Annotated in this window: 18 protein-coding genes; 8 read left to right on the top strand and 10 right to left on the bottom strand. The window is 60.0% G+C overall.

The window, feature by feature from the left end:
- Positions 1 to 28: 28 nt before the first annotated feature.
- The 4 genes from ASF98_RS19460 to ASF98_RS19445 are packed head-to-tail and all read right to left on the bottom strand — an operon-like array spanning position 29 to position 3190.
- The gene (locus ASF98_RS19460) at positions 29 to 373 is read right to left on the bottom strand and encodes a hypothetical protein (protein ID WP_055805489.1); all 345 of its coding nucleotides are present in this window, start codon (positions 371 to 373) and stop codon (positions 29 to 31) included.
- A 10-nt stretch (positions 374 to 383) separates the two neighbouring features.
- The gene (locus ASF98_RS19455; RefSeq protein ID WP_055805486.1) at positions 384 to 1559 is read right to left on the bottom strand and encodes a MinD/ParA family ATP-binding protein; all 1176 of its coding nucleotides are present in this window, start codon (positions 1557 to 1559) and stop codon (positions 384 to 386) included.
- Positions 1560 to 1601: 42 nt separating this feature from the next.
- Positions 1602 to 2135 carry a hypothetical protein gene (locus tag ASF98_RS19450; protein WP_055805483.1) on the bottom strand — a complete coding sequence of 178 codons (534 nt, stop codon included), beginning with the start codon at positions 2133 to 2135 and terminating at the stop codon, positions 1602 to 1604.
- Positions 2135 to 3190: a M23 family metallopeptidase gene (locus ASF98_RS19445; protein WP_055805479.1), complete on the bottom strand. Its 1056-nt coding sequence runs from the start codon at positions 3188 to 3190 to the stop codon at positions 2135 to 2137. Before ASF98_RS19445 ends, ASF98_RS19450 begins: the two co-directional genes overlap by 1 nt.
- A 244-nt stretch (positions 3191 to 3434) precedes the next feature.
- On the opposite strand from ASF98_RS19445, the gene ASF98_RS19440 reads away from it, so the two are divergent.
- Positions 3435 to 3803 (top strand): helix-turn-helix domain-containing protein, encoded by a 369-nt coding sequence (locus tag ASF98_RS19440; protein ID WP_235506091.1) that lies wholly within the window; start codon positions 3435 to 3437, stop codon positions 3801 to 3803.
- Here the strand turns inward: ASF98_RS19440 and ASF98_RS19435 are convergent.
- On the bottom strand, positions 3800 to 4516 hold the full coding sequence (locus ASF98_RS19435; protein ID WP_082506958.1) for an SDR family NAD(P)-dependent oxidoreductase: 717 nt from the start codon (positions 4514 to 4516) through the stop codon (positions 3800 to 3802). The genes ASF98_RS19440 and ASF98_RS19435 overlap by 4 nt on opposite strands.
- A gap of 421 nt (positions 4517 to 4937) precedes the next feature.
- On the opposite strand from ASF98_RS19435, the gene ASF98_RS19430 reads away from it, so the two are divergent.
- The 4 genes from ASF98_RS19430 (at position 4938) to ASF98_RS19420 (ending at position 9316) form a co-directional block, all read left to right on the top strand.
- On the top strand, positions 4938 to 6032 hold the full coding sequence (locus tag ASF98_RS19430; RefSeq protein WP_055805470.1) for a hypothetical protein: 1095 nt from the start codon (positions 4938 to 4940) through the stop codon (positions 6030 to 6032).
- 1 nt (position 6033) lies between these two features.
- Complete coding sequence (gene fabI / locus ASF98_RS19425; protein ID WP_055805468.1) at positions 6034 to 6801, top strand: enoyl-ACP reductase FabI; 768 nt, start codon at positions 6034 to 6036, stop codon at positions 6799 to 6801.
- A 245-nt stretch (positions 6802 to 7046) separates the two neighbouring features.
- Positions 7047 to 7274: a hypothetical protein gene (locus ASF98_RS23870; protein WP_082506963.1), complete on the top strand. Its 228-nt coding sequence runs from the start codon at positions 7047 to 7049 to the stop codon at positions 7272 to 7274.
- A gap of 191 nt (positions 7275 to 7465) precedes the next feature.
- Positions 7466 to 9316 (top strand): hypothetical protein, encoded by a 1851-nt coding sequence (locus ASF98_RS19420; RefSeq protein WP_055805643.1) that lies wholly within the window; start codon positions 7466 to 7468, stop codon positions 9314 to 9316.
- 71 nt (positions 9317 to 9387) lie between these two features.
- Here ASF98_RS19420 and ASF98_RS19415 read toward each other — a convergent pair whose 3' ends face one another.
- Together ASF98_RS19415 and ASF98_RS19410 are read right to left on the bottom strand one after the other, a co-directional pair.
- Entirely contained in the window at positions 9388 to 9855 is a 468-nt protein-coding gene (locus ASF98_RS19415) for a hypothetical protein (protein ID WP_055805465.1), read from the bottom strand.
- Positions 9852 to 10622 (bottom strand): ParA family protein, encoded by a 771-nt coding sequence (locus ASF98_RS19410; RefSeq protein ID WP_055805463.1) that lies wholly within the window; start codon positions 10620 to 10622, stop codon positions 9852 to 9854. The genes ASF98_RS19415 and ASF98_RS19410 overlap by 4 nt, the downstream gene beginning before the upstream one ends.
- 1044 nt (positions 10623 to 11666) lie before the next feature.
- Here ASF98_RS19410 and ASF98_RS19405 point away from each other — a divergent pair.
- From ASF98_RS19405 to ASF98_RS23865, 3 genes are all read left to right on the top strand, one after another.
- Positions 11667 to 12035: a recombinase family protein gene (locus ASF98_RS19405; protein WP_326950738.1), complete on the top strand. Its 369-nt coding sequence runs from the start codon at positions 11667 to 11669 to the stop codon at positions 12033 to 12035.
- A gap of 145 nt (positions 12036 to 12180) precedes the next feature.
- Entirely contained in the window at positions 12181 to 13035 is an 855-nt protein-coding gene (locus ASF98_RS24300) for a hypothetical protein (RefSeq protein ID WP_156372478.1), read from the top strand.
- 1185 nt (positions 13036 to 14220) lie between these two features.
- Complete coding sequence (locus ASF98_RS23865; protein WP_162242343.1) at positions 14221 to 15270, top strand: PASTA domain-containing protein; 1050 nt, start codon at positions 14221 to 14223, stop codon at positions 15268 to 15270.
- A 616-nt stretch (positions 15271 to 15886) separates the two neighbouring features.
- Here ASF98_RS23865 and ASF98_RS19390 read toward each other — a convergent pair.
- The 3 genes from ASF98_RS19390 to ASF98_RS19380 all read right to left on the bottom strand — a co-directional run bounded on the left by ASF98_RS19390 (position 15887) and on the right by ASF98_RS19380 (position 17589).
- Positions 15887 to 16219 (bottom strand): helix-turn-helix domain-containing protein, encoded by a 333-nt coding sequence (locus ASF98_RS19390; protein ID WP_055805453.1) that lies wholly within the window; start codon positions 16217 to 16219, stop codon positions 15887 to 15889.
- A gap of 66 nt (positions 16220 to 16285) precedes the next feature.
- A complete protein-coding gene (locus ASF98_RS24570; RefSeq protein ID WP_200939410.1) occupies positions 16286 to 16732 on the bottom strand; it encodes a hypothetical protein in 447 nt (148 codons plus the stop codon).
- Positions 16729 to 17589, bottom strand: a complete 861-nt coding sequence (locus tag ASF98_RS19380; RefSeq protein ID WP_055805450.1) for a hypothetical protein — start codon at positions 17587 to 17589, stop codon at positions 16729 to 16731. The genes ASF98_RS24570 and ASF98_RS19380 overlap by 4 nt, the downstream gene beginning before the upstream one ends.
- Positions 17590 to 17766 lie beyond the last annotated feature (177 nt).

Raw genomic sequence — 17766 nt, 5'->3', positions numbered from 1 at the left:
TAAGTGCTTTCCAGTGCTTCCGCATCGGCTAGGCCCCCGCTGCGCTGGTCAATGCGAGGATGCCACCGAGAATGACACTGGCGCCGGCTACGGCGGCGAAAGCGATACCGCTCTTCTTCGCACCCGATGCGCCTTCCTCGATGTCGTCCGAGTGTCCGCGCTGCCGGGCAAAGCCCCACTTGGCCAGGTTCCACAGGAACGCGGCCGCCACGAGAATCAGTGCCAAAGCCCAGATGCCGCCCAGGACAAGCTGGATGGCATTCTGGAACTTCACGCCGAACACGCTGATGTCAGGGGTGACCCCGCCCAGGGGGTTCTCGGCAGCGGGGACGGCAGAACGGATAATGATTTCGCTTGCGAGGGTGCTGAACATGGTCATGGTCCTATCGGTTGATGGTCTTGGTTGAAGTAGTGCGCTTGTTGTCGGCGGCCAGGAGTCCGGCGGCGATTTCGGCAGAGGCCCGTTCGAACGCACGGCGGGCGGGGTCTCCGACGAGCTGCCAGTCGATGATGGAGCCGGTATCCAAGGCCCCGTCGTAGGGAATATCGATCAGCACCCGTACCGCGGAGGCAAGGTTCTCCCGGAGTTCGGCCTGCTCGGCGGCGGAGACCTTCGCCCCGCCGCCCTGGGTGACCAGGACAACCGCATTAGCTACCAGGTCTTTGTAATGCGGGTTGCCGGTGCGTTCGGACATGGACTCGAGCTGCTCGATCATCCGCAACGCGGAGACGACCGCGTTGCGCTTCAACGTCGTCGGGATCACCAGCTGGTCCGTGACCTCGACGGAGGCAAGCCAGTTGGCTGACCGGGTGTTGTTGCCGGTGTCCACGATGATGGTGTCGTAGAAGCGGCTGACGACCGTGTGGATGCGGTTGAACTCGTCGGCCCCGATGGATTTCATCCGGTCCGCGTCCTCGTCCGCGACCAGCACGGAGAACTGGTTGTTGCCCTGATGGCGGGTGTAGTACGACAGTTCACCCTTGCGGGCGGTGACCGTCTCAAAGGACTCCAGGACGTTCAACAGATCCCATACCGTCCGGGTGGAGTCGTTCGCGTTGGTCCGGACGCCGGCGGTGCCCATCATCTCGTTGTTGTCCCACACCAGCGCCTGCTGGCCAGAGTGGATACCGAACGTCGATCCCAGGCCAACGCTGCACATCGTCTTGCCCACCCCGCCGAGGGGCTGGGCGACCATGATCTGCATCGGTCGCGAGTAGACACGCTGGATCGCGGACAGGTCCGCCCGACGGGCCAACTCGGCCGCGCCGACCTTGGGGCTGATCAGGCCGAAGCTGACTGCGCGCAGGAAGGCCTGCCAGCCGGTGGCCGGTGGTAGCTGGTCGTTCACGTTTTCCTTACGCAGCACTGCTGCGCTGCGGCGTCCGCTGACCAGCGGCGCTTCGCGGTGATCCACCACCGTCTCAGGCTTCGACTCGGCTGCTGCCGGTTCGGCGTGGATGATGGTTGCCGGATCCGGTGCCGTTGGTTCGGGTTCGGTGTCGGTAAGACTTATGGTCGTGCGGCTCTTCCGTTCGCTCCCCTGCCAGGTCGTGCTCATCCGGAGTGTTCCTCTCGCTCGTTTCAGGTTCGGTCGTTGGTTTCATGAAGTCGGGTCTTGCGGGGAAATGGCCGTCACCAGCCACGGCTGCTGCTGGCCGGAACGGTGCAGGAGCATCTGCCACCTGCCCGCATCGGTGGAGAACGTTGCGGTGATCGTCAGCGGGTTGCCGGCGTCCCTGCTGATCGCCGGACCGTCCGTGACTTTCCGGATCGGAACACGGGCCGGGTCGATGTACTTCGCATCGTCGGCGTACTCAGGTGCGAGGTGCGGGGCCAGCTCGGCGAACCAGGTCGTCTCCGAAACATCGGGGCGGGCGAACAGTCCCATGACCTTGGCAGCGGTGTCCTTCACCGCTTTCTCCGCTGCCGGGTCCCACGTCACTTCAGGGACTCCGTAGTGTTCATCCCCGCCGTGCTCGTGCCCGTCCTCGGCGTGGTGACTCTCCTGGCCGGCCTGTCCGGAGTTCACCGTTGGGGTGGAACCAGCTGCCGGTTCGGTGCCCACGTTTCCGGCGCAGGCACTCAGGGAAAGCGCGGCGGCAAGTGCGGCTGCGAGGGCAATGTGCTTGCGCATCAGAGAATGCCTTTCTCTTTCAGGATCGGGGTCGGGTCGGTCGTGGGATTAATCGGGACCATGGGGTTTGGCAGGGCGCCGGCGAAGAACTCCATGTGAAGGTGGCGGCCGGTGACATTGCCTGTTGCCCCTTCCGTGCCCAGTGGGGTTCCGGCGGCAACGGTGTCGCCTTCTTTGACCTTCACCGAGCCAGCTTCCATGTGGTACATGCCGATCGTGAGCTTGCCGTCCACGGTCTGACCGGTCACGCCGGTACCAAAGAGGCCGTCGAGGTTGCGAACCTTGACGATCTTCATGTCCGTGATGGCCACGATCGTTCCCGGCCCCCCGGGGTGCACGAAGTCGATGCCGTAGTGGAAGTTCGCCAGCACTCCCCCAGCAGTGCCAGATGGGGCCGGGCGTGGACCGTAACCGCTGCTGTTGAACGCCCCTTCCATGGGCTTGACCCACCTGCCGGCCAAGTCTCCGACAACCTGGTTGCCCGCGGCCGGGCAAACGCCGGACGGGTCCACCGCAGAAGCGGACTCCCCACCCAGGGCCTTGAAGACCTCCGTGGCCTGGGCGCGGAACTTCGTGTAGTGGTTCGGGTCCGCGTTCCGCTGAGTCCGGTGGATCGCAATCGTCGGTTCGAGGGTTTCCCAGCGCTCCACTTTCTGCAGGGCCTTGAAAAAGTTCGTCGCCGAAATGGTGGGGTCCATACGGTCCGCATACGATCCCCACGCGCCGTTGGAACGCTGCTGGAACAACCCACGTGAATCCGGCCCTGCCCCGTCGCCGAAGTCAGCAACGCGCAGCGTGGACTCACCAGTCGCTGCTTGGATTCCGATCAGCTGAGCCGCCACCGGGAGCCCTAGCGCCTTGGCAGCGTCCATGATTGCCCGAGCGTTTTTTATCTGTTCGAAATCGAAGCCGGCCACTCCCGCAGCCGGCGTAGGTCCAGCGCCGGTACTGGAGGGTGCGGTGCACGACGAAGCTGCCTGCGCGGTGTCGCCTTCATCAAGTACGACGGTAATGAGCCCCACAGCGAGCAGAGCTGCGGCTGCTGTACCAGCCATTACCCGTCGGGCAGTCACTTGTTCACTCCCAGGAGACGTTTCCGGGCCCACGAGCCAGCCAGCGAACGGCTGCAACTAGGTGCACGAGGGCTGAAGAAGTCGCTTAATGCCTTCATCATTGCTTAAAATGTAGCATGATGAGTGCATTAAACGAATCGAAGAGAGTATTAAAAGCTCTCATGGGGTTAGTGTAAGAACTGATGAATGTGATGCAAATATGAAAACGGCGCTGATTAGGGGCAAAATGGGGAGCGTGCCTAAATATGCCCTTCCCGAGGAGAACTGGTCGGAGGATCTCCTCTTGGCTCAGCGGGTTATCAGCACGCCGGCCCGTCTGGCCATCGTTGGATATCTTTACACGCAGGGACCGACACTGCGGGCGACACTGATCAAGCAGTTGTCACTGGACAGCAGTTTGGTTGGCAGAAATCTTGATCAGCTTGAAGATCTTGGAATCCTGATAGGAGACCCCCCTCGCGGTGAACGCGTCGGCCGGTCGACGAGGTGGGAAGTCAACACAGACAGGTACAACCGAATGGCAAAGGCGCTTTACGACTTCCTTGGCATTGACCTTTTGAAGCCTCTTCCCGGCCAAGATCCGCGGGAGGGCTAGTAACCTAGGCCCTCGCCGCCCGTCACAGGAATGAGGGCGCCGGTCAGGTACGTCAACGTGCTCACCTTGTAGATGGCGTCTGCGATTTCATCCGGTTCCGCTATCCGCCTCAGGGGCGAACTTTCAATGAGCTTTTTCATGTCAGCCTCTTCGACCTTGGCCAACATGTCTGTCTTCGTGGGGCCGGGGGCGACCACATTGATCCGGATGCCACGAGGGCCTGCCTCCCACATTGCAGAGCGCACCAGACCATCGAGTGCAGCTTTCGACGATGTGTAGTGAGCAGAACCGGGAATCCCAGTCCGAGATGATTCAGAGGAGATCAGCACAATGGACCCAGAACGGGCTCGTCCCATGTATTTCAACGATTCCTGGACACTGGCAAAAGCCCCGAAAAGGTTCGTTTCCATAACTGACCGCAAGTCTTCGTCACGCATCCGAATGAGAAGATCTTGACGAGCTACTCCCGCGTTATAGACCACTGTGTCGAGGCGTCCGAAGGTCGTCGCAATTTCTTTGAAGGCCGCCTTCAACGCAGGTGTATCCGTCACGTCGCATTCGATTCCGTGTACACCGTCTTCTACACCGCTTCCGCGGTGGGTGCCGGCCACAACATAGCCCTCTTCCAAGAAACGCCTGGCAGTTGCTTTGCCAATCCCCCGCGATGCTCCAATTACAAATACGACTGGCGACTCAACCATAAACTTGCCCACGTTTGCACTCTACAGGTAGTGTCCAAAGTGGTCCGGCGAGCTTTCGGGCCCATATCTCCTATACCTCAAGTGTGCTGCTGGACAGTGGTGTGCTGGCTTCCAACCCTCAATTTGTTAGGGCCCAAAGTCATGCACACCGATGCACTAAATGCCGTATGCGCCGCAGCCTCTACCCCATCCCTCCGAATCCTCCGCGCGTTGAACCTCCTCCAGGTTCCGCAGCGGCCAGAGGAGATCGCCGAAGGTCTAGAGCTATGCCTCTCCGTGGTTACTCATGAACTTTCCAAGCTGGAAGCCGCAGGAATCCTGAGAACCATTGACGGGCAAGTCCACCTAGGCGTTCACCTGAGCTCTTTATTCGGTGACCCCTTGACGCCTTCAACAACACAAGCCACATGCAAGCGCGAGCGAAAGGCACCCCATGTCTAAGCAAGAGATCGATGCAAAAGGACGCTGGGTCGTTCTGGATACAACGCAGGAAGGGGTATCACTCCTGGTCGTCGGCACGGAAAACCATCCCGGCATCAGCCCGAGGAACTGGCTGGACGCACGCACCAGGACCGTACTGCTCGACAAACTGCGGGCAGCCATAGCCTCAGCAGAAGCGTTCGACGGCATTGTCCGATACGCGTCTGCCGAGTTTGCTGTAGTCGCCAAACCGATAGTGTCACCCGACGGCAAACAGGTTGTAGGTGCCTACGGAATCTTTGATCATCCCGGGCACCCGATCCCGGACGCACCTGTTATTGGCACGTGGCAGTGGCGGGTATGCAAACAAACCGGCAAGAACGTGGGCGACGACTCATCTCTGTGGGACGCGAATCTCTTCAAGATTTACGGGATCGACCCCGCGACCGTTGAAAGCAAGCGCGGACCCGCCGGTGAATGGTTGGCCAAGCTTGTTTCCACCAAGGACCGAGACACCATCAAACTTGTGATAGACAGCGGCATCTCCGTAAACAACCGCAGCAGGCACCTGCTTTCCTATGAGATCGTCTACGGCTACGGAAGCCCTAATCCTCGTAAGAAGCAGATCGCCATGTCCGCCAGAGCCTACGACGACTCCGACTATCCCGAGGCAATCATGCTCCGCGGATTCAGTCGGGAAGTGGACTCCCCCACGAAACTGGTGACGCCGGGTCTCTCGCCAGTCACGGCCGGACTCGTGACTGAGGCACTCTTTGCCTTGGCAGCCGATCGAGCCTTCGCCGCCGTCGACATGCAACAGGAAGTGACGTTCCGGACGTCCAACCGATGGGCCGACTTCGGGCTCATCCCAGATTTCGAAGGAAACCTGGCCGCATTGGCCCACCCTGACGACAAGTTCACCTTCGAGCATCACCTCGCCGCCGCCGCTGCAGGACGAATAGGGCCTGAATCATCGGCCACTGTGCGGCTCAGAACCACAAATGAAACATGGCAGGAATTCGCCATCTCGATTGCGCCGATCGGCTCTACCGACGGTCAAAGCCGCTACCTCATGACCAGCCTCGTCCCCACCAATCAGGGAGCATGAATTGGGAATTCTGGATGGAAAGACGATTCTAGTCACCGGCATTTTCACCGAGCGCAGCATCGCCTATGCAGCTGCCGAACTCGCACAGCGAGAGGGTGCAACGCTGATCTTTACAGGCTTCGGGCGCCGCTCAAAGATCACGCAAAAGATCGTTCAGCGACTCCCCACATCTGGCCCCGTTCTGGAGCTCGACGCCACTAGCCAAGAAGACCTGGACTCCCTGCACACCAGGATTCTGGAGCATACGGAAAGTCTGGATGGCATCATTCACTGCATCTCTGCCAGCAAACCAGAAGCCGTCGGCGCCGGCTTCATGACAGCGGACTGGGACGACCTCTCCACGAGTCTTCAAGTCTCGGGGGCTTCGCTCCAAGCCGTCACCAAGGCCTGCATGCCTATATTGAATGACGAGGCCAGCATCGTAGGTGTCACACTCGACGGAACACCGGTGTGGCCCATTTATGGCTGGGCCGGGGTGGCCAAAGCTACCTACGAATCCACCAACAGGTACCTCGCTTACCACCTCGGCGGACGAAAGATCCGCACGAACCTGGTGGCGTGCGGGCCCCTGGACAACTTCACAGTGGCTGCTATCGACGGCATTGAAAGTGCCGACGGTGTGTGGGAAAACCGAGCGCCATTGGGTTGGGACAGGACTGATCTCCAGCCCGTCGCCAAAGCGGTTGTGGCATTGCTCTCCGACTGGTTCCCCGCCACCACTGGCGAGATCGTCCACGTCGATGGCGGCTATCACGTCATGGGAATGTGACCCCCAGGTAGACGAAAGGCTGCGCGAAGCTCCGGAGCAGCGCCAGCTTAGGTAAACATGTTTCTGTTTCAACACGCCGAAGGTGTTTCAGTTTCAATACAGGGGCTCACGGCATGGCGGTGATAGCTTCATTTTCAAGAGGAACGGAACCGAAGTAGTTCCACCCTTAGGACCTTCCACGTTGGTCCGACCAAATCTATTGAAGTAACGGTGGCCCCGGCCACTGCGTTCAAAGGACAGGGATGATGGCTCCAGCAACTCGTAGTGGCCGACGCTCCAAAGGCGACCGCAAATTCGTCGGATTCCGCATCGCTACACCCAAGGCAGACGCCATGGATGTTCTGGCAAAAGCGGAGGGCTACCAGTACGTCAGTGACTGGCTGTCCGATTTGGTCGATGAACGCCTCGCCAACACCAATATTCACGCGCTTGTACAACAGGAGGAGTTGCCTCTTGGCCGCTTAGCCTCTTAAAAGAGGAAGGCCCGCACGAGGCGGGCCTTCGAAGCTGAAGATTCACGATCCGGAATGCTTGCCGGCTGACAGATCGTAAATCGCGGAAAGTCCTTCACAGGGCTTCCTTTGTGTTGCAACCGGTCTTGGCGGACCGGCCTTTACTCATTCCCTCTGACAGGAACAGCATCATCGTACAACAGCACTCCCCCGTGCTGCCAGCAACAAACCGCGCTGGCGTGTCTCGCGGGGCATTCCCCAAACACAGTCCCGCTCAGGTATGGGCTGCCCTGGCACCTATTCTCGCAGGTCAGCCCCGGGTTCGGCTCTCCAGGGATGCCGGCAGGACGTACCCGCAGAAGCACGAGCGGGTCCTGACTGAGGCGTTGCCCACATTCCCAGCGGCCGTCCGGATCTTCGGCAAGGACGGCACCTGCGCGGCGATATTCCTCGACTTCGACTCTTCTGTCGCTGGCGTCGACTGGGTTGAAGCCGACGTCCGAGCAGTCCAGAACTGGCTGCACGCGGTGGGTGCCCGCTGGATTGAGGACTACTCCCCCAACGGCGGCCGGCATGTCTATATCCCGCTGGAGCAACGGGTCACATTCTCTGACGCGCGTGATCTTGTCGAGGCTCTGGGCACGCGGTACCGGAGCCTCGATAAGACCCCGCACCAGAACCTTCTTCACGGCTGCATGCGCACACCCGGATCCCCGCACAAGCGCGGCGGCCACCAGGAACTCGCCATGTCGTTGTCCATGGCCTATGACGTTGCCCGCCGGCCCAACTCGGCCTCAATCTGGGCAGCTATGACGACCGATCTGGCAGGGGAGATCGCCGCGGTTAGAGCACTCCGTCTTGAAGGCACGTTTACACCGGCCACTGCCGAAACGCCCCGGATCCAGCAGCGGACGGGGCGGATGTCCCGGACCATGCAGCTCATGGCTCAGACGGGGCTCTACGACACGAACCGGTACGCCTCCGACTCGGATGCCCGCCAGGCCATCCTCACCGGGGCGGCCGCCTGCGGCATGGAGCTCATCGAAGTGGAACGCCGGATGATGCAGGGGACCTGGCCGGGTCTCGCTTCCTTCTATGCCCGCTACGCCTCCCGCCACCGGGCCCCGGCACTGCGAAGGGACTGGCTGGAAGCGGTCACGTACCTGAGCAAAAACCCCGGATCCAAGATCGAAAAGAACAATGCTCGTATATCCCCCACAAGCCAGCCAAATACACAGCCGCAGGGGTTAAAGGGGAATCCAACCTCATCGAACCCCGATGCGGAACATCGGTTCATTCGAACCTGGCGCAATGCACTTCGTCTGAGAGAGCACACCTACACGGAGTCCAGGACAGGGCTGGCGCGAAGGATGGTGCTGAGGGCTCTGGCGGAGGCAGCCCACATGACGGCGTCCCGATTCATTGAATTCGGCGACCGGTCCATCGCAGTGGCTACAGGCCTCGACCATACGACTGTGGGATCCCATCTGAGGACACTACGTAGCGAAAAGGACCCGCTGGTGACCCTTGTTGAACGGGGCCGCGGCACCAAGGGAGACCTCTACATGCTGACCGTGCCGGAGGATGTGAAGACCGCAGCCGAAGACCTGACCTGGCGGAAGGGGAAAATCCACGCACTTCGGCCTGTATTCAGGGAACTTGGCCTACCGGCGGCCTTTATCTATGAGGCATTGGAGCACTGCCCTGCCCTGACGACCGCGGAAATAGTGAAGGTGACCAAGCTGTCCCGGACGGCAGTCAGTGAAGCGCTCGAGGTGATGGCAGCATGGAACATGATCGCCCGGGACACCACACGGGCCTGGTCAGTGGTGGCCACGACGTCGCTGAAGGACCTCGCCGAGCACTTCGGCGTCCTGGAAGCCGTTGCGGCGCAGCTACAGCGCTACCGGATCGAACGGATCCTCTGGAAGGAATGGCTGTCCAAGAACGTCAACACCGTCGCGGAGCTCCTCTCCCCCGGTGAGGACTATCCCTGGGAGACGTTCGAGGGCCCGCCGGACGAGTGGGCCCTCGTGGATATGGCGTTCACCAAGGCCGGGTAGGGGTTGAGGCGGGGCTACTTGCATGCCTTCATGCATGCAAGCGTGCAGGCAAAGCAGCCCCGGCCTCTCCTCTAGTTCTGGCCCCAGCGGGACTTGATAGCCTGCTCGATCGCTTCACGGACCGAGATGCCCTCGTCCTCCGCGGCCGCGTACAGCACGTCGATGACTTCCTGGGACAAGCGTGTGCTCAGCGGAAACGTCACCTCACGGCGCGTAGTCTTCCGGTTCGCGACCGTCTTGGACGCCTTAGTGGACTTTGAAGACTGGCGCGCCGGAGCCGGTGCAGGGGCGACCGGTGCGGCAGTCTGTACAACGGGCTCGTCGGCCACGAAGGCCTGGAGGGGTTTGTGGCCGAGCGCCGGCGCGGCAGGAGGAGTGGCTGTCTCCACTCCCCCGCCTGCCGGGGCCTGACCATCAGTCTTTACTGGTGCTGCTGCCACAACTGCCGGCGAATAGTCGACAGGGTCGACCTTCTCGTCAGGGGCCGGCCGCGGTGTACGGCGCAGGACTGCCGGGCGGTCCTTCAGGTCTTCGCTCATCGGATGATCTCCTTCATCAGTTTGTTGTAGGCGTCCACGACGGGCTGGCCCTTGCGGTACTCCCCATACCATTCCTGCGTCATGCGCATCTCTTGGACGATGGTCCGGTGTGGGACCAAGGGGGTGAGCAGCATTCCGGTCTCGCGGAGTTCTTCGATGCTGGCCACTGCAATGCGGGACATGACCGTTGAGGCGACGGCACCGACGACGATGCCGGCTTCGTGCAAGTTGTCCGGAGCTCCGATGCGCTGACGGGACATCCGGAACTGCTGGACGCTCTTGCGGGCGCCGGCTACACCGTCGACCCCGTCGACGGTGGCGCCCGCGGCGTACACGATTGTGTCGGCGGCGTTCAGCGCCGAGAGGGTCAGCGGGCCGCCCTGGCGGTTCGGGCAGTCGATGATGACAACATCGGCGTCAATTCCGATGAGTGAGGTGCGCAGGCGCAGTTCAGCGTGGTCGGCGCGGTCTGCTTCGCGGTTCGAGACGCTGCGGGCTGAGGGAACGACCCTCAGGTTCGGGAACCAGTTAGACTCCACGGCGAGGTCCTGGGCCCAGCCTTCCGGATCCGAGTCGCCAAGGATGGCGCCGACGTGGAGGCCGTCCTCTTTAGGCTCGACACCGAGCCACTTGCTCGCCGCGGCCCGCGGATCGAGGTCGACCAGTACAACTTTGCGTCCTGAATCGGCCGTGACAGCCGCCAGGGACACTGCGGTCGTTGTTTTCGTGGCACCGCCGGACTCACTGTAAACCATGATTGTTTGCATGCATGCAAGCTTCCCGGACACATATGTGCGTTACAACTAGCCACGCCGACCACTTCCCTGTTGTGATCAAGCTGGCATGAATGCCAGCTTTCATGGATGCATGCAAGAAAGAAAGTATGCATGCAAGAAATGGGTTCAAATCTCCCGCTGTTCATGGGTTGACGCACACATTCTTGGTTTTTGTCAGCCGTGCCCGGGATCGGTTCCTTGGTTACTGAATGTGTGCGCTGCGGGGGCGGCCCGTGAAAAGTGCCTACTTGTATGCAAGTCTGCATGGCTGAAAGCATGCATTCCAGCATGCATGCATTCATGCATGCTGGAATGCATGCTCAAACTGCGGGGTCGCCTGCGAAGAAACCTTGCATGTATGTCTGCCTGCATGACTGAAAGCATGAATGCATGCAAGCATGCATTCATGCTGGAATGCATGCTCAAAGTAAGATGTGCGGTCGCCAGCGAAGAAGCCTTGCATGTATGTCTGCCTGCATGACTGAAAGCATGAATGCATGCAAGAATGCATTCATGCTGGAATGCATGCTCAAAGTAAGGTGCGGACTGCGGGTCGCCTGCGAAGAAGCCTTGCATGTATGTCTGCCTGCAAGCATGAAACCTTGAATGCAGGCAAGAAAGCCAGCATGCAAGCATGACAGCCGGAATGAAGGCTTGCGTGCGCGACTAAGGCAGGTGGCTCACCCCAGCATTCCCAGCTCGGGACAGGTCCACAACGGACACCTCGCCCAGCTCCTGGCTTGGGGATACAAGGCCTTCGTCCTCGTGGGGATACAAGGCCTTCGTCCTCGACGAAATACCAAAGCCCACGCCCGAATACACCGAGTTAGGTCGGCCCAGGCCGCCGGGGGATAGCGGACGCCTGGTCTAAACGCATCAAAGCGTCTGTCAGTAACGACCATTTTTGACTGGTCATATCCACTTGCCGGAATCGTTGCCGAAAAATGACGCTTTGGCCCGATATTTTTGGTCAGAACCCGTTGCCGGTATCAACGCCGGCCTGAACGCGGGAAAGAGGGTTTTTGACGTGTTCGGGTGCGGTGGCAAGACTGTCTGGAACACCTTCAACCGGGCAACATCTTGGTGGTGACCGACCTGACCAGGCTAGGGGGAAGCACTGCGGACCTTTCCGACATCGTGACAGTACTCGGGCGCAGGGGGATAGGCTTCCGGTCGCTGGCGGAACCCTGGCTGGACACGACCAGCGCGTACGGGAAGCTGATCTTCGACATGTTCGCGTCTCTGGCGGAGTACGAACCGGTTGTCCGAACGCACGAGGGCAGGGTTAGTGGCCGCGAAAGCCAGGGGACGCCTCGGCGGACGTCCGCCGGCGATGATGGCGACGAAACTTGCGGCGGCCAAAGATCTGCGGCGTCAGGGAAAGAAACTGCAGGAGACCGCTGAGACTCTCAGCGTGAGCATGTCCACCCTGACTAGGGCTCTCGGGCCGCGAACAGGCAAGCTGGCGCCGGGGTCCCAGGCCCTAGTTCAGAACGTTGCGTAAGTCAGTTCCGCCTCCTCCCAAGACGAGGTGTTCTACTCTCGAGTCATGACTTTTATCCCCGCGCCCAAGGCCTCAAACATCTCTCAACTGATCACCGAATCGGAGGAGTTTGAAGAGCGCATGGCGTTACTTCAGGAAGGAGAAACGCCCCAACCTAGGGATATTACTTCCGTCCGGGCGGACTACCGAGCTTGGCACAGCCGTGCCGGGCGCGTCCTACCCCCTGATGCCAGGAAAAAGTTCGATGAGCTACGAGACGGCGGGATTCTTAAGAACGGGATCGATCGATTCCTAAGTGAACCTCGGACAGAGTCATTACTAAAGGCAGCTGATGGATCATTTCCACTGGGCCGCTGGCAGTACCCCTTCACCAATGTGCGCACCCGGTTGGAGAAGCAGCGAAGTCTCTTAGCCGACGCCGAACCAGAGGAATCACCAGCTGCCCTTGTGGCAGCAGATCTTGCAAAAGTTCTGAGACGCCTCCCTGACTTTATCCATGTTTTGCAACAGCGCCGCCCGGACTGGCCAATCGGAGAGGCTATAAAGGACGAGAGAGAGCTACAGGTCCTCGTAGAAGCATTGCTCCGGACGCTATTCGACGATGTCAGGCCCGAGGATTACACCCCGTCGAGGGGAGGAGCGAACTCGAGAGTCGACTTCGTACTGCCCGAGGTCGGGGTAGTCGTCGAAACCAAGATGACTCGGGAAACCATGAGCGCCAAAAAGCTAGGTGAGGAGCTTCTTGTTGACGCGGGGCGCTACCCAGCCCACCCAAACTGCGAAGCCGTTGTTGCTTATGTTTACGACCCGGACAAACGTCTGCAGAACCCCAGAGGTATCGAACGGGACCTCACCCAAATGACCGGATCTGGGATCGCGTTTTTCTGTGTCATCAGTTGAGTTGCCTCAGGGGCAGTACTTGCATGGCCGAGAAAGACAAGGTTATTGCCGCAACCGGAGGGGTCTGCAGTGGGCGCCTTGGCGATTGCTCGTGGAGAGCGAACGCACCAGTTAGTCACCTTTGAAAGTACGGGCGGGTTCGGGGACCTTCCGTACGGCATCTGCCCATTCGGTCCTGGCTGGATCAGGAAGAGACACGCTTGGAGCGAAGCTGAGCTTCAACAGCGCGCAGCTTGGTACCTGTCCCGTGTCAGCCAGTGCTATCTCTGGGCACCGCTTGCTGAAGCCTTGCTATGGTTCAGCAAACACGCTGACGACGAGACAGACAGGGCACCGGGCATAGCTTTTTCAGAGTTTGGACATAGAACAGCCCGCTGTCTGGCCCTAGGCAGCTCACGCCCACTCACCCATCCAGATGGGACCGCCTACCGCGCTCCCTTCCGAGCAGCCAGCTCGGCACGGCGGCAGCTAAGACAAGTGCGGCAGCCAAGGCCGGCCGAGCCCTAGTAAATCTGGTCAGCGCGTGCATGGCAGGCTGACGTGGCTCCAGCCCGCCTAGCGGATCCAGTTGTGGTGCGTCAGTGTGAATAACTTCTTTGTATTCCTTATAGGCAGGACCAGCCGTGAGAAGGACAGAACCGATTCCTGCGAACGTGAACAGCGGTGGTGCCCACAGCGGTAACCACACATCCACACCGACTCCGGCCGCCGGGGATGCCAAAGCAAGGCCACCGAAAACCGCCCAGAACCAAACCATCATCCTGGAAGTGGTTGTTCCTTTGACGTAGTCGGCCGTAGACGCACCCGATCTGGCGAGCTTGAACGCCCAACGCCAGCAAAACATCATCGAAACCAGTGCAAGTCCTAAGAGCAGGTAAGCCTGCGCCTTTGCATCCCCGTCGGGAGCACCCCACAGCCCAAAACAGACCGCTCCGACCACGAGAGGCGGAGCGCTGTAAACCCAAGACATTCTTCGGTCATCAAGTCTCAGACCGCCTCGAAAAAGCTTCCGCCGCACACCCATGAACTGAATGTAGCCTCGGATGGACCCCCGCGATCCGCATTTCAGCGGTGCTTCCGGCGCGTCGGCACGACTGCCCGGTACTCACGTTTGAGTTTGGAGGAGGCGCCTTTTACGCCGGAGCAGTAGCATCACGGCATAAGCATCGTCCGATGGGGGAAGTAATGAAAAAGCCTGATGCCGCCTTACCTTCTGGTGCACTTCCGGAAAGATTGCGCTGGTCTGCCGTTCACCGTGCGAAAGCGAAGCCTGCCGCGCTGGTCCTGATTTTATTCTTCGCGTTGACGGCATGCGGCCCGGGAAATTCGGGGGCAGCGGACACGAGCGGGCGTGAAGTCCCTGAAGTCGCCGGTTTGCCTCTTAGCGAAGCGATGGAACGCCTGGAAGCCGCAGGAGTCAGCTTCGAGCACGTCGTTGAGGGCAAATCCAAGTATGTCAAAGACATTGGCAGTTGGAAGGTGGATGCCACAGATCCCAGGGGCGGTGAGCATGTGAAACTCGGTTCACAAGTGCAACTGATACTCGTGCCAGGACCGAAAAGGGAGTCGCCGTCACCAACACCGAGTAAGCCGACGGCGAGCAGTATGACCTCGGGGCCGAGTGTAACTCCCATGCCCACACCAACCGGCATGTCCTACCGAATCAGTTGCACCGTCGCATCCGGAAGCAGAACGGAATTCACAAACTTCAGAAGTGCGTGGGCACAACCTTTCGATATGTGTACAGCAGAGAGGACCGCCGGTAACCCTTCACCCGCGGAGAAAACGGCCTCGGACGCCTCCGGAGCCACGTCGGTGGATGGAGCGAAGTACCTGTATTCGCTTTGCGCGAAAACGGCCGACCATTACTTTACCGGACAGGTCAGTAGCGCACAGGCCAAGGAGATTTCAGTTGCCTTGACCCTGTGCCCGGACCATCCCAAGCGAGCGGAACTTGAAGCAAGTGCCGCCGCAGGCGTCGCCCTGGAATCTGACCGAGCCAACGGCAAGCTTGTCTATTCCGGGAAGTACCTTGTCGGCAAGAGCGTCCAACCGGGAACTTGGCAGTCACAGGGTGAGAAAGTCGAGGACTGCTACTGGGAAATCTCGGACGCGCAGGGGAACATCTTGGAGAACAACTTCATCAATATCGCGCCCCAGTTCACCATCTACATCCCCGCAACAGCCTCCGGCTTCACTGTTCAGGGTTGCGGGTTCAGATGGATCAGTGGATGACCATGAGTCCACAGGCCATTGGAGGTGGTCCCGGATTAGGCCGTCAGTGCTCTTGAATGAGATTGACCCGCTCAGCTGTAGCTCAGGAACTCTGTTTGACTGTCCGGTATGGGCATACCCAAAACTGACGCCAGGGACCCCTCGGGAATTCGGTCAGACTGGTGTCAGTTTCAGAAATCGTCTGCACTGGCTCCCGAGGAAGTACGGGACTGGTGCAGGCGACTCCTGACACGGAACCGCTCGACGCCATCTGCACAAACCGTCGTTTTGTTCGAAGTCCCGTGCACCAACCGTCAGTTGGCCTCGCACCCCGCGAGAGCAACACGGTGTAGGTGTTCCTGAATGGCGAAGATCGCTGGAAAGTCCTTCGTGGCGAAAGTTGTCGCTGTGACGGGTGAATTTGCGCGGTTTTTGGAACAACAGGCGGGACAGTCAGATTACGCGGCATCCAGCTGCAACTCGAGCCGCTGGAGAGTGTTCCACTTTGTGCTGTCCCGGTTCCAAGGAAATGAGACACCCAGCGTTCTCGTGGGGGGAGATGTCTTGAGATGCCGGCTCGTCCGCGTTTGGGCGTCGTCGCGTCCGCGCGGAACTGATGGTGGTTGCTTTTGGGAGCTTATCCCTGCGACGTGGTGCTGTGGTGTCGCGGAGCAAACGTCAGGCGCGTATCGAGGGCCCCCGCAAGTTTAAGGAGCGTGTCTCGGGTGGGATTGCCTAGCCCGCGCTCAATGCGACTTATGTCTGCCTGCTGGATGCCTGAAGTGGCGGCAAGTTGTGGCTGTGTCAGGTGCGCTGCAAGACGAGCAGCCGCGAGGTCACGGCCAAGGGTGATTTGGTCGGTAACTTCTGCGTCGAGTTGTTCGCCCAGCCGGGCGGCAATTTCATGGGCCCGTGGGCTCCACTTCGCGCGGGCCTTCTTTGCGATATCGCTATAGTTGCGGCTCGGCATGGTGTCTCCTTGGATTAACTTCAGACACCAGTATGTGCTTTAACACATATCGGTGTCAAAGGGGACCTACTTCTCCTTCTTCCACGTTTTCAGGTGCTTTCGTGCCCTCTTGATCTCACTCTGTTGCCTTTTGTCGGAGGCGTCCTTGCCCTTGTCATAGCCTTGGAATAGCAAGACGATCCGTTGTCCGTGGAAGGTGCAGAAGATCCTGAGGAGGACAGTTTTGTCGCCTCCGGGAACGGAGACCTGCTCCTCTCCGCTTATGCCCCGATTGAGGATTGCGTTCAGTGACGCGCGAATACGAAGTTCGTAGAGTCCTTCGCCGAGGGACTTGCCCCATTCGGTTTCACAGATGTCCATGCCCAGCGGTTGCAACACATGCTCGATGGTCGCGTCGACAATCGCCTGGTCGTACTCATGCAGCTTTAGGTACCACTTTCCAAATGGGCTGCGACCATTGCCGTCCTCCCACGTTTCTACGGTCCAGGGCTGCGGGTGGTCATCATCGGTCATGCTGGGTCCTTCGTGGTCGAGGTGGTGTTGATTCCCTGGGCGGCATTCTGTGCCAGGAGACGCAAAGCCTCACGGTGGTCGCTGCTGTATGGGTGACTGAGGGCGCGGTGCCACTCTTCGCTGCGTCCGAGTGGGTGGCGCGCGGAAGGAACTAGCTGCCGCTTCTCCAAGAGGATGCCCGCCTCTCTCAGTTGCTTGTACCCGCGTTCTGCTGTGCGTTCGCTGATGCCGTACCAATCCTGGGCGCGCTCGTTGGCCATGATGAACGACCGCCGCTTGGCGTTGGGGTCCTGAGTTTCCTTCAGCAGGATGAGGAACATGGCCTTTCCGGGCATTCCCAGCGAGTCGATGGTGCCGGCGGTCCAGAAATCGAAGGGGATGGTGAAGAAACCCCGCCCGTGCCGCTCACTTTCAGCGACGTCGGACCATGGCCTACCGTCCCCGTTTTCGCGTTTGAGGATAATTTTCGGTACGACCCGGGTGCCTGAGAGCTCCAGGACATCCAGAGATTCCAAGACCCTCAATGCTGCCCCGGCAGAGCGTGGGGTGCAGTTGAGGAGGCGGGCCCAGACTGCGAGGGGCAGGGGCGAGTCGCCCAGAATTGGCTGAAGGGCATGAATGGTCAGCAGCGCGTCGAGTGCGCGTTCCTTGTGCCCACTTACGAGCTTTGCCAGCACTGTGTCGCCGCGGGGGACAGATTCCTGCTGGACGAAGTCCTTGCGGATGCGGACAAAGCCACGCCGTGCAGCGTTAAGGAGTTCGATACGGGTGGCTTCGGAGGTGATCGTGGGCAGGTCTTCGATCCCGTCGAAGGGATCGAAGACCTCTCCGACGGTGATGTTTGGGTCGGTGGTCATGGGAACAAGCTACAGGGTTGGTGTGCGCGTTGCACACGAGTGTCGAGATGCGAATGAACGCAGATAGGTGCCAGTATGCGAGTCACGTGACGATATCCATGACGAGACGAGTGCGATACCGATGCGAGAACCGTATAGGGAGGGGTGCGGGGAGGGCAGGAGCCGGCTGGGGTTTCC

Source organism: Arthrobacter sp. Leaf337 (assembly GCF_001423745.1).
Lineage (GTDB): Bacteria > Actinomycetota > Actinomycetes > Actinomycetales > Micrococcaceae > Arthrobacter.
This window is presented reverse-complemented; position numbering and strand designations above follow the sequence as displayed.

Coding starts and splice junctions, on each gene's coding strand:
- ASF98_RS19460 (WP_055805489.1), bottom strand. CDS start 373: ATGTTCAGCACCCTCGCAAGCGAAATCATTATCCGTTCTGCCGTCCCC.
- ASF98_RS19455 (WP_055805486.1), bottom strand. CDS start 1,559: ATGAGCACGACCTGGCAGGGGAGCGAACGGAAGAGCCGCACGACCATA.
- ASF98_RS19450 (WP_055805483.1), bottom strand. CDS start 2,135: ATGCGCAAGCACATTGCCCTCGCAGCCGCACTTGCCGCCGCGCTTTCC.
- ASF98_RS19445 (WP_055805479.1), bottom strand. CDS start 3,190: ATGGCTGGTACAGCAGCCGCAGCTCTGCTCGCTGTGGGGCTCATTACC.
- ASF98_RS19440 (WP_235506091.1), top strand. CDS start 3,435: ATGGGGAGCGTGCCTAAATATGCCCTTCCCGAGGAGAACTGGTCGGAG.
- ASF98_RS19430 (WP_055805470.1), top strand. CDS start 4,938: ATGTCTAAGCAAGAGATCGATGCAAAAGGACGCTGGGTCGTTCTGGAT.
- ASF98_RS23870 (WP_082506963.1), top strand. CDS start 7,047: ATGGCTCCAGCAACTCGTAGTGGCCGACGCTCCAAAGGCGACCGCAAA.
- ASF98_RS19415 (WP_055805465.1), bottom strand. CDS start 9,855: ATGAGCGAAGACCTGAAGGACCGCCCGGCAGTCCTGCGCCGTACACCG.
- ASF98_RS19410 (WP_055805463.1), bottom strand. CDS start 10,622: ATGCAAACAATCATGGTTTACAGTGAGTCCGGCGGTGCCACGAAAACA.
- ASF98_RS24300 (WP_156372478.1), top strand. CDS start 12,181: ATGACTTTTATCCCCGCGCCCAAGGCCTCAAACATCTCTCAACTGATC.
- ASF98_RS23865 (WP_162242343.1), top strand. CDS start 14,221: ATGAAAAAGCCTGATGCCGCCTTACCTTCTGGTGCACTTCCGGAAAGA.
- ASF98_RS19390 (WP_055805453.1), bottom strand. CDS start 16,219: ATGCCGAGCCGCAACTATAGCGATATCGCAAAGAAGGCCCGCGCGAAG.
- ASF98_RS24570 (WP_200939410.1), bottom strand. CDS start 16,732: ATGACCGATGATGACCACCCGCAGCCCTGGACCGTAGAAACGTGGGAG.
- ASF98_RS19380 (WP_055805450.1), bottom strand. CDS start 17,589: ATGACCACCGACCCAAACATCACCGTCGGAGAGGTCTTCGATCCCTTC.